This is a genomic window from Pseudomonas sp. H26/SER47-MNA-CIBAN-0231, from assembly GCF_040310465.1.
Taxonomy (GTDB): Bacteria; Pseudomonadota; Gammaproteobacteria; order Pseudomonadales; family Pseudomonadaceae; genus Aquipseudomonas; species Aquipseudomonas atacamensis.
This window is the reverse complement of the sequence record NZ_JBEOPW010000032.1, coordinates 15,914-28,194: the sequence shown is the minus strand read 5'-3', so window position 1 is coordinate 28,194 and position 12,281 is coordinate 15,914. Positions and strand designations below refer to the sequence as shown.

At 60.1% G+C, this 12,281-nt stretch carries 11 protein-coding genes; 4 read left to right on the top strand and 7 right to left on the bottom strand.

Going from position 1 to position 12,281, the window contains the following annotated elements:
• The first annotated feature begins 334 nt into the window (after positions 1-334).
• Positions 335-1,396 carry a DNA polymerase IV gene (gene dinB / locus AAEZ10_RS26765; RefSeq protein WP_076567795.1) on the top strand — a complete coding sequence of 354 codons (1,062 nt, stop codon included), beginning with the start codon at positions 335-337 and terminating at the stop codon, positions 1,394-1,396.
• Between the two features lie 126 nt (positions 1,397-1,522).
• Here dinB and AAEZ10_RS26760 read toward each other — a convergent pair whose 3' ends face one another.
• The 4 genes from AAEZ10_RS26760 to AAEZ10_RS26745 all read right to left on the bottom strand — a co-directional run bounded on the left by AAEZ10_RS26760 (position 1,523) and on the right by AAEZ10_RS26745 (position 6,277).
• Positions 1,523-2,476, bottom strand: coding sequence for a hypothetical protein (locus AAEZ10_RS26760; protein ID WP_071174583.1), 954 nt, complete (start codon positions 2,474-2,476; stop codon positions 1,523-1,525).
• Between the two features lie 17 nt (positions 2,477-2,493).
• Entirely contained in the window at positions 2,494-4,209 is a 1,716-nt protein-coding gene (locus AAEZ10_RS26755) for a proline--tRNA ligase (RefSeq protein WP_024011894.1), read from the bottom strand.
• 129 nt (positions 4,210-4,338) lie between these two features.
• Positions 4,339-5,880 (bottom strand): AmpG family muropeptide MFS transporter, encoded by a 1,542-nt coding sequence (locus AAEZ10_RS26750; protein ID WP_350571722.1) that lies wholly within the window; start codon positions 5,878-5,880, stop codon positions 4,339-4,341.
• Positions 5,881-5,923: 43 nt separating this feature from the next.
• Positions 5,924-6,277 (bottom strand): MGMT family protein, encoded by a 354-nt coding sequence (locus AAEZ10_RS26745; protein ID WP_071174585.1) that lies wholly within the window; start codon positions 6,275-6,277, stop codon positions 5,924-5,926.
• 165 nt (positions 6,278-6,442) lie between these two features.
• Here AAEZ10_RS26745 and AAEZ10_RS26740 point away from each other — a divergent pair, with 165 nt between their 5' ends.
• Positions 6,443-7,450 carry a DUF481 domain-containing protein gene (locus tag AAEZ10_RS26740; RefSeq protein ID WP_024011896.1) on the top strand — a complete coding sequence of 336 codons (1,008 nt, stop codon included), beginning with the start codon at positions 6,443-6,445 and terminating at the stop codon, positions 7,448-7,450.
• A 118-nt stretch (positions 7,451-7,568) separates the two neighbouring features.
• Here AAEZ10_RS26740 and AAEZ10_RS26735 read toward each other — a convergent pair whose 3' ends face one another.
• Entirely contained in the window at positions 7,569-7,778 is a 210-nt protein-coding gene (locus tag AAEZ10_RS26735; protein ID WP_002554837.1) for a cold-shock protein, read from the bottom strand.
• A 355-nt stretch (positions 7,779-8,133) separates the two neighbouring features.
• Here AAEZ10_RS26735 and dcd point away from each other — a divergent pair, with 355 nt between their 5' ends.
• Together dcd and AAEZ10_RS26725 are read left to right on the top strand one after the other, a co-directional pair.
• Positions 8,134-8,700, top strand: a complete 567-nt coding sequence (gene dcd / locus AAEZ10_RS26730; protein ID WP_007940589.1) for a dCTP deaminase — start codon at positions 8,134-8,136, stop codon at positions 8,698-8,700.
• 107 nt (positions 8,701-8,807) lie between these two features.
• A complete protein-coding gene (locus AAEZ10_RS26725; RefSeq protein WP_071174586.1) occupies positions 8,808-9,017 on the top strand; it encodes a hypothetical protein in 210 nt (69 codons plus the stop codon).
• A 44-nt stretch (positions 9,018-9,061) separates the two neighbouring features.
• Here the strand turns inward: AAEZ10_RS26725 and pdeM are convergent, their stop codons facing one another.
• Together pdeM and AAEZ10_RS26715 are read right to left on the bottom strand one after the other, a co-directional pair.
• A complete protein-coding gene (gene pdeM, locus AAEZ10_RS26720) occupies positions 9,062-9,715 on the bottom strand; it encodes a ligase-associated DNA damage response endonuclease PdeM (RefSeq protein WP_502947711.1) in 654 nt (217 codons plus the stop codon).
• A complete protein-coding gene (locus AAEZ10_RS26715) occupies positions 9,712-12,201 on the bottom strand; it encodes a ligase-associated DNA damage response DEXH box helicase (RefSeq protein WP_350571718.1) in 2,490 nt (829 codons plus the stop codon). The genes pdeM and AAEZ10_RS26715 overlap by 4 nt, the downstream gene beginning before the upstream one ends.
• Between the last annotated feature and the right edge of the window lie 80 nt (positions 12,202-12,281).

The following is a 12,281-nucleotide window of genomic DNA, read 5'->3' as shown; positions in this document are numbered from 1 at the left end:
ACCGACGACCTTCGGGTTATGAGCCCGACGAGCTACCAGACTGCTCCATCCCGCGTCTGTGTGGCGGCATTCTACAGAGGTTCGCGAGTGTGTCAACCGCCGATCTGGATAAATCTGTTGAGGTTCAAGCGCTTAGCGTCTTTTCGCGGCGGTCGACCGGCGCGCAGGGCAGGTGGTGCAAGGCTTTCAGCTCTATTGCACCTTGATCTGTGATTGAAAAAATAAATTCAGCGGAAATCTCCTACGGTCAGAAAAGAACCTTCAACCACTGGTGCTATATACAGGTGCCAATGAGATACTGCCGCTCCGGCTTGCCACGTTGTCTTTTTCCGACATGACCCAGCGAAAAATCATCCACATCGACTGTGACTGTTTCTACGCCGCCATTGAGATGCGCGATGATCCGCGTCTGGCCGGCAAGCCGTTGGCGGTGGGTGGTTCGGCGGATCGGCGCGGGGTGATCGCCACCTGCAACTATGAAGCGCGCGCCTATGGTGTGCGCTCGGCCATGGCTTCCGGTCACGCGTTGAAATTGTGCCCGGACCTGACCATCGTCAAGCCGCGCATGGAGGCTTATCGCGAAGCGTCGAAGGAGATTCATACGATCTTTGCCGACTACACCGACCTGATCGAGCCGCTTTCGCTGGACGAGGCCTATCTCGATGTGTCGGACAGCGCGCATTTCGGCGGCAGCGCCACGCGCATCGCCCAGGACATTCGCCGCCGGGTCTCCAACCAATTGCACATCACCGTTTCCGCAGGCGTTGCGCCAAACAAGTTTCTGGCGAAGATCGCCAGCGACTGGAAAAAACCCAACGGTTTGTTCGTGATCACCCCGGATCAGGTCGAGGAGTTCGTCAGTGGTCTGCCCGTGAGCAAGCTGCACGGCGTCGGCAAGGTCACCGCCGACAAGCTCGGCAAGCTTGGCATCGTTGACTGCCAGCATCTGCGCGAGTGGGGCAGGCTGGCGCTGGTGCGCGAATTCGGCAGTTTCGGCGAGCGCTTGTGGAATCTCGCCCGTGGAATCGATGACCGGCTGGTGCACAACGACAGCCGTCGTCAGTCGATCAGCGTGGAAAACACCTACGACGTTGATCTGCCGGACTTGCGCAGCTGCCTGGACAAATTGCCCGAGCTGCTCGATACCCTGAAAACCCGCATGGCGCGGATCGACAGCAGTTATCGACCGGGCAAGCCGTTCGTCAAAGTCAAATTTCATGATTTCACCCAGACCACGCTGGAACAGGCGGGGGCAGGGCGGGACCTGGGCAGTTACCAGTTGATGCTGACGCAGGCGTTCAATCGCGGCGGCAAACCGGTGCGGTTGTTGGGGGTGGGGGTGAGGCTGGAGGATCTGCGGGGCGGGTTTGAGCAGATGGAGTTGTTTGAGCGGTAGATTCGCGGCGTATTCAGATAGTCATCGCGGGCAAGCCCGCTCCCACATTGATCGATGGTGAAACACATATTGTGTGAACACCCATAAACCCTGTGGGAGCGGGCTTGCCCGCGATGCCTTTAGCTTTTAATTCGGTCCCGGATCAGCCACTAAGCGCCCGGCATCCTTGGCCAGAGACTTGAGAAACTCCGTCTGCAACTCAGGATCATTGCGGGTCAGTTCGATCAGACTCTGCTCCAGTTCGCTGGCTTCTTCTTCCAGGCCCAGCTCCGACAGGCGTTTGACCCGGTGTACCCACTGGCTCACCTCATCATCTTCCAGGTCGTCATAAATCAGCCCGTGCGCCTCGATCAACTTGCCGCGCAGGTGGCCGCTGAGCATCAGGGTCGAGTCGGTATGTACGTCGTCCTTGGCGTCTTCGACACTGATCTGCAAGCGGCCAACATGGTTGAGGTCATGTTCGGCGAAAGGGCTGTCGAGCAGATTCAAGCGCAGCACGCCGTTGCGGTCGGTGGTCATGTCGAATGTCTGCTTGCCGGCCTTGACCTGCACCGGTCGTTCGCTCCACGGCAGGCTCGAATACTCCGTGCGCTTGTCGCGCTGGACTTCGTCGATGCCCGCGAGGTTCTGCTGCGCGCGACCATTGGACTGCACGTTCATGAACGGGTTGAGCCCGGCAAAACCGTAGCTCAGCCAATCCTTGGTGATGCTGTCCGGCAGGTTACCGAGGGCAAACACGTTGACCACGTTCGCACCGACACCACCGACCACGGCCACCGCTCCCAGCGGAATCTCGTAGACTTCGCGCCAGGGTTGGTAAGGCGTGTAGCGGTCGTAACGACGGGTGACCTCGAACTCGGTGACTTCGAAAGTCTTCTGCTCGTTGATCTTCACGCGTCGCTGCGGCAGCTCGAGCACCTTGGGCTCGCCGACATCGATCTGCAGGCTGTGATCGAGCAGTTTTCGCTCGACCCGCTCTTCGTGCTCGCTGCGTTGCGACATGTGATTGGCGCAGCCGCTGACCAGCAGGGCGCCGCACAGGGCGGCGCCACCGAGGCCTAAGGTGTTTCGCTTGAACATGACGTCTCTATCTGGTTTCAGCGGCGGATACGGGCCTGAAGGAAGGACACAACATCGGCCACCGGCAGTGCTTGCGCCTCTGCTTCGGAACGACTCTTGTATTCCAGGTTGCCTTCGGCGAGGCCGCGGTCGCTGACCACGATCCGGTGTGGAATGCCGATCAGCTCCATGTCCGCAAACTTGATGCCCGGGCTGGTTTTCTTGTCGCGATCGTCCAGCAGCACTTCGAAGCCGGCCGCCGTCAGTTCGGCATAGAGCTTGTCGGTGGCTTCGCGCACCTGCTCGGTTTCATAGCGCAGCGGTACCAGCGCGATCTGGAATGGCGCCAGGGTGTCGCTCCAGATAATGCCGTTGGCGTCGTTGTTCTGCTCGATGGCAGCAGCCACCACGCGGGAAACGCCAATGCCGTAGCAGCCCATTTCCAGAGTCACTGGCTTGCCGTTTTCGCCCAGCACTTCGCACTTCATCGCCTTGCTGTACTTGTTGCCCAGCTGGAAGATGTGGCCGACTTCGATGCCGCGCTTGATTTCCAGCGTGCCTTTGCCGTCCGGGCTTGGGTCGCCAGCGACGACGTTGCGCAGGTCGGCAACGGTCGGAACTGGCAGATCGCGCTCCCAGTTCACGCCGAAGTAGTGCTTGTCATCGATGTTCGCGCCAATGCCGAAGTCGCTCATCATCGCCACCGAGCGGTCGATGATGATCGGCAGTGGCAGGTTCAGCGGGCCGAGCGAACCAGCGCCGGCGCCGATCGCGTCACGCAGTTCGGCATCGGAGGCCATCACCAGTGGACTGGCCACGCCAGGCTGGTTGGCAGCCTTGATTTCGTTCAGTTCGTGGTCGCCACGAATCACCAGCGCGATCAGCTTGCCTTCTTCTTCGGCGTGCACGATCAGGGTCTTGATGGTCTTTTCAATCGGCAGATTGAATTTTTCCACCAGAGCGGCGATGGTTTTGGTGTCTGGTGTATCGACCAGACGCAGTTCTTCGGTTGGCGCAGGGCGCGAGGTTTCCCGTGGCACCGCTTCGGCTTTTTCGATGTTCGCCGCGTAGTCGGAACCGTTGCTGAAGACGATATCGTCTTCGCCGGACTCGGCCAGCACGTGGAATTCGTGGGAGCCGGCGCCGCCGATGGAGCCGTTGTCGGCTTCTACCGGGCGGAATTTCAGACCCAGACGCGTGAAGATGTTGCAGTAGGCTTCATGCATGCGGTCATAAGTGATCTGCAGCGACGCCTGATCGGCGTGGAAGGAGTAGGCGTCCTTCATGATGAATTCGCGGCCGCGCATCAAACCGAAGCGTGGGCGGATTTCGTCGCGGAATTTGGTCTGGATCTGGTACAGGTTGATTGGCAGCTGTTTGTAGCTGCTCAACTCGTTGCGCATCAGATCGGTGATCACTTCTTCGTGGGTCGGGCCCGCGCAGAAGTCACGACCGTGGCGGTCTTTGATGCGCAGCAGCTCAGGGCCGTATTCTTCCCAGCGCCCCGATTCCTGCCACAGCTCGGCCGGTTGGGTGCTCGGCATCAACACTTCCAGAGAACCGGCAGCGTTCATCTCTTCGCGAACGATGGCTTCGACCTTGCGCATGACCCGCAGGCCCATCGGCAGCCAGGTGTACAGGCCCGAGGCAAGCTTGCGGATCATGCCGGCGCGCAGCATCAGCTGGTGGCTGATCACGACCGCGTCGGAAGGCGTTTCTTTCTGTGTGGCGAGCAAAAATTGACTGGTGCGCATGGTTGGCCGTTGTCGGTTGCTATGACTGGAAATGACGGAGCAGTGTACCGGCGAGTTTTGCTGACGTACAGAAGTGTGGCCGGCGGAAGGCGCCAGCGGCGGGATTCCTCCCGCCATTGGCGAAGCGTCCTACGATTCTTCGGTGACGGGCGTCGGTGTCTGCCCTTCGCGGCGGCGTTCCTGGAACCAGTGCAGCGCGATCAGTAGCAGCGTCGGTACGCCGAGCAGGGCGGTAATGAGGAAGAAGCTGTGATAACCGAACTTCTCGACCAGCACGCCGGAATAGCCGCCCATCAGGCGCGGCAGCAGCAACATGATCGAGCTGAGCAGGGCATATTGCGTTGCGGAAAACTTCAGGTTGGTCAGGCTCGACAGGTAGGCAACGAACGCCGATGTCGCCAGGCCCGAGCTGAAGTTGTCGAGGGAAATGGTCACCACCAGCATCTGCAGGTTCGGGCCCATGTCCGCGAGCATGACGAACAGCAGGTTGGTCGCTGCCGAAGACACACCACCGATAAACAGGATGGGCAGAATGCCGAAACGCACGATCAACAGGCCACCCATGCCGGCACCGACGAGGGTCATGATCAGGCCGAAAATCTTGCTGACACTGGCGATCTGATCCTTGGTGAAGCCTTGGTCAATGTAGAACACGTTGGCCATGACGCCCATTACCGTGTCGGACATCCGGTAAGTGGCGATCAGGCCCAGCAGTAACAGCGCCTGCCAGCGATAACGCAGGATGAAGTCATTCACCGGCGTGAGTACCGGCGCGAGTCCGCGCCGGCCCATGGCCGACAGACACATGCCGGTGAGCAATATATAGAGGATGGCGCGCAGAAAGGCGCGGTCTTCAAGCAGCAGATCGAGGGGGCTCATGTCACCGAACAGCACGCCAGCGAAATCGGTGTTGTACAGCTGGGTGAACATCGCCGGCACGGAAACCAGCAGAACGATCAGCACGAACACCGACATCAATTGATGCATGAACGTGTAGCGCCCGGCCTGCAACTGCGTGCGCAGCGGCACCGGTGGTTCGCGCATGAACAGCGTGGTCAGCAGCGCGGGCACCATCAATGCGCCAAACAGTACATAGGTGCCGGTCCATGCCGCGTGCTTATAGTTGAAGCCGGTTGAGCCGAAACCTTCGGCGAAGAACAGCGCGCCGGCGGTGGCGAGCAGGGCGGCAACGCGGTAGCCGGACATATAGCTGGCGGCGAGCGCGGCCTGGCGGCTGTCATCGGCGATTTCCAGGCGATAGGCGTCGACCGCAATATCTTGCGTGGCCGAGGCGAAGGCGACGACGACGGCAATGGCGATCAGCCAGGACAAATGCTTCTGCGGATCACAGAAACCCATGCCGATCAGGCCGAGAATCACCAGTGCCTGGGAGAGCACCAGCCAGGAGCGGCGACGGCCGAGCTTGCCCAGCAAGGGCAGGCGCCATTGGTCGAGCAGGGGCGACCAGACCCATTTGAACGCATACGCCAGGCCGATCAGGCTGGCATAGCCAATGGTTTCACGGGCCACGCCCGCTTCACGCAGCCATACGGAGAGCGTCGAGAACACCAGCATGTACGGCAGGCCGGCGGCAAAACCGAGCAACAACAGCACGAGCGTCGAAGGACTGGCATAGGCGGCGAGCGCGGCGCGCCAGGTTTTACGGGGCATGGGCTGAAGTCTGCCTCAAAATTGCGAAAACAAAGCGCGCACTCTAACCGCTGTGCTCTACCGGACGCCAGCCATGGCGCCGAATATCCACACGATTGTTCTGGACGGTGATGCCTTCCATGCGCAATCGCGCACGTTGTTCATCACCGGAAGGGCTGCCGACCGGCAAACTGATGCGCCCGCCGGCGCCGAGCACGCGGTGCCAGGGCAGCCTGGTGTCGCCGGGCAACTGGCTCAAAGTCCGCCCGACCCAGCGCGCGGCGCGGCCAAGCCCGGCAAGTTCGGCCAACTGGCCATAACTGACGACTTTGCCTTCGGGCACTTGCGCGAGCGTCGAGTAGAGTGCCGTGCGTCGGATTTGCGCATCGTTTTCAACGCTGTCGAGCGGGTCTTTCACGTACGCGGCTCCTGAGCATTGGCGTGACGATGGCGACAAGGGTAATCGCTCGTGGCGCAGTTGAGAAATGAACTCAATTGAAATAGTCCGGTCAGTCCTTGTCATGGGCAAAATCCTACGGATAATGCCGACCTTTTTCGCCAACTCTGAGCCCCCGATCTGCTTATGTTCCCCAGAACCCTGTTGTGCCTTGCTGTTTTCAGCGCGTCCACGCCCCTGCTTGCCGACACCGTCTGGTTGAAAAACGGCGACAAGCTGAGTGGCACTATCACGGTATTCGATGGCGGCAAGCTGTTGATCCAGACCAAATACGCCGGCGCAGTGGCGATTGACTGGAAAGAGGTCAAGACCCTCGACAGCGATCAGCATCTGCTGGTGAAGCAGGACGCCTATGCCGGTGAAGTATCGAAGTCGCTGACGGCGGCCGACGATGGCAAGGTCACCCTGGCCAACGGCGAGGCGCCGAAGACGGTCGAGCTGGCGAGCATTCAGCAGATCCTCAAGCCCAAGCCGATCGTCACCGACCTGGTATGGAAGGGCAACGTCGATCTGGCGCTGGACTATCAGCGCGCCGAAAAGGACACCGACGATTACGACGTTGCCTTCAAGACTTCGGCTCGCCATGGTCGCTGGCGGCATACCGGCGAGGGTGAGTACAACCGCGAAGTCCAGGATGCGGAAACCACCACCAACAACTGGCGCGCCGAATACTCCCTCGACCGCTTCCTCACCGATCAGTGGTTCTGGCAGGGACGCATCAACTACAAGCGTGATCACATCGAAGAGCTGGCGCGTCAGCGCGTGGTCGGTACCGGTCCGGGCTACCAGTTCTGGGACGACGAACTCGGCGCGTTCTCGCTGGGCTCGTTGCTCAACCGCACCGACTATGAATACCGCGATGGCAGCAAGGACAACTTCTATTCCGTCGCGATGAAGTGGGACTACAACCGCTATCTGATCGGCAAGAAGGTCGAGTTCTTCACCAATGGCGAAGTCGGCAAGCCGCTGTCGGGCGTTGCCGATTACGCACTGGATGCCGAGCTGGGCCTGCGCTACAAGGTCACCGACTGGGCCTCGCTCAACCTCAAGGCCGAGCGCGACATCATCAGCGGCACCAACGATGCGGATCTGAACAAGACCCGTTATACCGCAGGGTTTGGCGTGGCCTGGTAAAAGCACAAACAAAAAATCGCAGCCTTTCGAGCTGCGATTTTTTTTGCCTGAACAAAACAGGCGCCCACAAAAAAGCCCCGCTTTTAAGGGCGGGGCTCTTTTCTAAAGAAGCTACAAGTTAGATAACTTGTACTTCTTCAGCTTGCATGCCTTTCTGACCGCGGGTAGCGATGAAAGAAACCTGTTGGCCTTCTTTCAGGCTTTTGAAGCCGTCGGATTGGATAGCTTTGAAGTGAACGAACAGGTCGTCACCGGATTGTGGAGTGATGAAGCCGAAGCCTTTTTCATCGTTGAACCACTTAACGGTACCGGTTTGGCGATTAGACATGGTGTAACTCCTTGAACAAAGATAACTGCGACTCAGGAAGAACCCTGGCCGAGACTGAGTGCAAAGAGCAGGAAAAATTCTTGTAGATGGTTGGATCGAAATTCAACATATCGTGTAGAGATTCTCAGTGACACAAGCAACACAGTGACGCCACCTTAACCCTTTTTCCGGAACGTGCCAATGTTTCTTGCAAAGGATTCTGTGTTTTAGGGATCGGCGGTGCGACGGTTCGTCGCCACATCGCGTAAATACGGGGTGTTCGCCGAGAATTGCTTTGTGCACTTTGATCGCGGCGACGCGCCCGGTAAGATGCCGGACAGAATTTTTCCACCTCGCTATTCAGGACAAACCCGCCATGAGCATCAAATCGGACAAGTGGATTCGCCGCATGGCGCAGGAACACGGCATGATCGAACCGTTCGTCGAGCGCCAGATGCGCGGCAGCGACGACAGCCGGGTGATTTCCTACGGTGTGTCGAGCTACGGTTACGACGTGCGTTGCACCAACCACTTCAAGGTGTTCACCAACATCAACTCGGCCATTGTCGACCCGAAGAACTTCGACGCCGGCAGCTTCGTCGACATCCACAGCGACGTCTGCATCATTCCGCCGAACTCCTTCGCCCTGGCCAGCACCGTCGAGTACTTCCGCATTCCGCGCAACGTGCTGACCATCTGCCTGGGTAAAAGCACCTACGCGCGCTGCGGCATCATCGTCAACGTCACTCCGCTCGAGCCTGAGTGGGAAGGTCATGTGACGCTGGAATTTTCCAACACCACCAACCTTCCGGCGAAAATCTACGCCAACGAAGGCGTGGCGCAGATGCTCTTCCTCGAATCCGATGAAGAATGTGAAGTTTCCTACAAGGATCGTGGCGGCAAATATCAGGGCCAGCGTGGCGTAACCTTGCCGCGTACCTGATCGACCATCCGACGGATGTCGGGAATTCTTTGGCGGGCAGACACTCTATGGGGTGTACTGCCCGTTTTTGTTACACACAAATTCGGGCCTTCACTGAGGAGTGCCCTATGAAGATCGACCCGCGAATCAGCGCTGAACTGGCAAGGCTTGAGCCCAATCAGATAGGCATTCTGGCTTGGTCGTTATTGGCGCATCCGTCTTTGAGCCTGTCCGGCGGCGTGCCCGGCCAGCCCGATCCCGATACTCCCAATGAACAACCGACCGAACCAGGCGAACCGACGCTGCCGGACGAGCCGCCTCCGGCACCTGTCGCCTGACCCACTGTCCTGAATATGGCCCGTCAGTCTGATCGATTTGCGGTCTAGCTGACGGGCCATATTTCGTTGTCGCCGATCACGAAGACTTTGCAACTGTCGTCGCGCTCGACCTGATAGCCGCCGGTAAACGCACCGAATGCCGGCATCAGGCTGATGCGCTCACCGAGTCTGAAACAAGCCAGGCGCAGACTCTGCCGACCTTTGCCATGCAGCCGATAGACCGGGTGCACGTGGCCGGCGAGCACGTGCCGTTCCGGATGCGCATCGGGCTCATGCTGCAACGCAAACGGCCCGAGTAACAGCGGTTCTGGCACCACGCGGATATTCAGCGAGGCCGGCGGGTCGCCTGCGCGTTTGTCATGGTTGCCGCGAATCAGCGTCATCGGCAGGTCAGCGTGCCGCGCTCGCCACTCTGCCAGCGCATTCAGTGTGGTCGGGACATGGGAACCAGGCCCATGCAGGAAATCCCCGAGAAAAATCAATTGGCGACACGGCAGCCGCGCCAGCAATGCGTCGATCACCCCGATGTTGCTCGCCGTTGTGCCATGCGGCACCGGCTGGCCGAGGCTGCGATAGGCCGCCGCCTTACCGAAGTGCACATCGGCGATCAGCAATGCTTCCTGCGCTGGCCAGTACAGGGCTTTCTCCGGCAGCAGCCACAACTCCTCACCGGCCAAACGCACTGGGTACGCACTCACGACGATTTTCCGTTATCAGCGGTTTTTTCCAGGTCTCCGACCATTCTTCTGATCCTGTCAGCCAGTTTTTCCGAGCTCATGCTCTCGCGCATCCGCTCCACCAGCAGCGGAAAGCCCAGCGGTGTAGGACGTTTAACCTGATGCACGTCCAGTTTCATCTGATTGATCCGCTCCAATGTCTGTTCCAAACGACGAATATCCAGTTCCTCGCGCAGGACTTCTTCCCCGGCTTGGGCCAGTAGCAGGTTGTCGGCGTCATATTGTTTGAACACTTGGAAAAACAGGCCACTCGACGCCTGCACCTGGCGGGTGCTTTTCGGTGCGCCCGGATACCCGGCGAACACCAGCCCGGCGATCCGCGCGATTTCGCGGAAGCGGCGCAACGCCAGTTCACCGGCATTGAGGCTGGCCAGCACATCCAGCAACAGGTCATCGGCATTGAACAGTCGCGCGTCGAGATGCGTAGCCCAATCCACCGGCGTGGCGCTGAGCAGTTCCAGGCCGTAATCATTCACGGCAATCGAGAAAGTCACCGGTTGCCGCTGACTGACGCGCCACGCCAGCAGGCTCGCCAGTCCCAGATGCACTTGGCGCCCGGCGAACGGATAGAGGAAAAGATGCCAGCCTTCGCGGGATTTCAGTACCTCGGCCAGCAGATTTTCCGTGGTGGGCAAGCCGGACCAGCGTATCTGCGTCTCCAGCAGCGGCCGCAGCGCGTGCATTTCCGGGCCGTTGAACTGACCTTGAGCAGCGGCGCTGAAGCGCGTCACCACTGCTTCGGCCAGTTCGTTGGATAACGGCATGCGCCCGCCATTCCAGCGCGGCACGGCGGCTTTTTTTGCGGTGCTGCGTTTGACGTAGGCGGTCATGTTTTCCACCCGCACCAGTTCCAGTAGGCGGCCGGCGAAGAGGAAACCATCGCCGGGTTTCAGCCGGGCGATGAAGCCTTCCTCGACGCTGCCCAGCTGTTTGCCGCCGCCGCCCTTGCTCCAGAATTTCAGGTTGATGCTCGCGTCGCTGACGATGGTGCCGATGCTCATGCGATGGCGCCGCGCCAGACGCGCATCCGGCACACGCCAGACGCCGTGTTCGTCCGGCTCGACCCGGCGGTAATCCGGATACGCTGTAAGAGACATCCCGCCATGGCGTACGAACGCCAGCGCCCAGGCCCAGTCTGCCGCTGTCAGGTCACGATAAGCCCAGGCACCACGGACTTCTTCGTACAAGTCTTCAGGAATAAACCCACCGCCAAGGGCCATGCTGACCAAATGTTGGACCAGCACATCCAGCGGCTTGTGCGGTGACAGACGCGGCTCGATTCGCCGCTGTTCGACGGCGTCGCGTGCGGCAACCGCTTCGATCAGTTCAAGGCTGTGGGTCGGCACCAGCGTCACCCGCGAGGTGCGCCCCGGCGCGTGGCCGGAGCGCCCGGCACGTTGCATCAAACGTGCGACGCCTTTGGCCGAGCCGATCTGCAGCACGCGCTCGACCGGGAGGAAATCCACTCCCAAGTCCAGGCTCGAAGTGCAGACCACCGCTTTCAACTGGCCATTCTTCAACGCCTGCTCGACCCAATCGCGGGTATCGCGGGACAGTGAGCTGTGGTGCAGCGCGATCAACCCGGCCCAGTCCGGCCGCGCTTCCAGCAGCGCCTGATACCAGATCTCCGATTGCGCGCGGGTGTTGGTGAACACCAGGCTGCTGGCACAGGCGTCAAGTTCGGCCACCACCTGCGGCAGCATCTTCAGGCCGATGTGGCCGGCCCAGGGAAAACGCTCGATGGCCGGTGGCAGCAGGGTGTCGACTTGCAGGGTTTTTTCGCTTATGCCCTGGACACTGACGCCGCCGCCCTGTGGGATCAGCACTTGCTCGGCGTGGGATTGATTACCGAGGGTGGCGGACACGCCCCAAACGATCAGTTCCGGCTGCCAATGACGCAGGCGGGCGAGGGCCAGTTGCAGTTGCACGCCGCGCTTGTTGCCAAGCAATTCGTGCCATTCATCGACGACGATCATGCGCAGGGTCGACAACGCCGTGCGCGCATCGGCGCGGGCGAGCAACAGGGTCAGGCTTTCCGGTGTGGTGATCAGCGTCGTTGGCAGACGTCGGCCCTGACGCGCGCGTTCGCTGCTGCTGGTGTCGCCGGTGCGCAGGCCGATGCTCCACGAAATCTGTAAATCATCCACCGGGCTTTGTAAAGCGCGGGCGGTATCTGCGGCGAGGGCGCGCATGGGCGTGATCCACAGCACTGTCAACGGCTCGGCCGGCGGTTTGCGTTTGCGCGGTGTAGCCACGGGCGGTTGCAGGCGGGCGAAGCGGTTGAGCGCAGCAAACCACACCGCATAGGTTTTACCGGCGCCGGTGCTGGCGTGGAGCAACCCGGATTCGCCGTTTTTCACCGCCGCCCACACCTGTTTCTGAAAGGCGAACGGCTTCCAGTCGCGGGCGCTGAACCAGGTTTTTGCAAAGTCGGGGGATTTCGCCATGCCGGCTGCGTGCGCTCTGTTGGTGTTGTTTCAGAGACAGCGAAGCGGGGCGACAAGTTTAACTTTGTCGGTCGGTGGAT

Bases quoted from the DNA above. Each gene is read 5' to 3' on its own strand.
- dinB (WP_076567795.1), top strand. From the start codon at position 335: ATGACCCAGCGAAAAATCATCCACATCGACTGTGACTGTTTCTACGCC.
- AAEZ10_RS26760 (WP_071174583.1), bottom strand. From the start codon at position 2,476: ATGTTCAAGCGAAACACCTTAGGCCTCGGTGGCGCCGCCCTGTGCGGC.
- AAEZ10_RS26755 (WP_024011894.1), bottom strand. From the start codon at position 4,209: ATGCGCACCAGTCAATTTTTGCTCGCCACACAGAAAGAAACGCCTTCC.
- AAEZ10_RS26750 (WP_350571722.1), bottom strand. From the start codon at position 5,880: ATGCCCCGTAAAACCTGGCGCGCCGCGCTCGCCGCCTATGCCAGTCCT.
- AAEZ10_RS26740 (WP_024011896.1), top strand. From the start codon at position 6,443: ATGTTCCCCAGAACCCTGTTGTGCCTTGCTGTTTTCAGCGCGTCCACG.
- AAEZ10_RS26735 (WP_002554837.1), bottom strand. From the start codon at position 7,778: ATGTCTAATCGCCAAACCGGTACCGTTAAGTGGTTCAACGATGAAAAA.
- dcd (WP_007940589.1), top strand. From the start codon at position 8,134: ATGAGCATCAAATCGGACAAGTGGATTCGCCGCATGGCGCAGGAACAC.
- AAEZ10_RS26725 (WP_071174586.1), top strand. From the start codon at position 8,808: ATGAAGATCGACCCGCGAATCAGCGCTGAACTGGCAAGGCTTGAGCCC.
- AAEZ10_RS26715 (WP_350571718.1), bottom strand. From the start codon at position 12,201: ATGGCGAAATCCCCCGACTTTGCAAAAACCTGGTTCAGCGCCCGCGAC.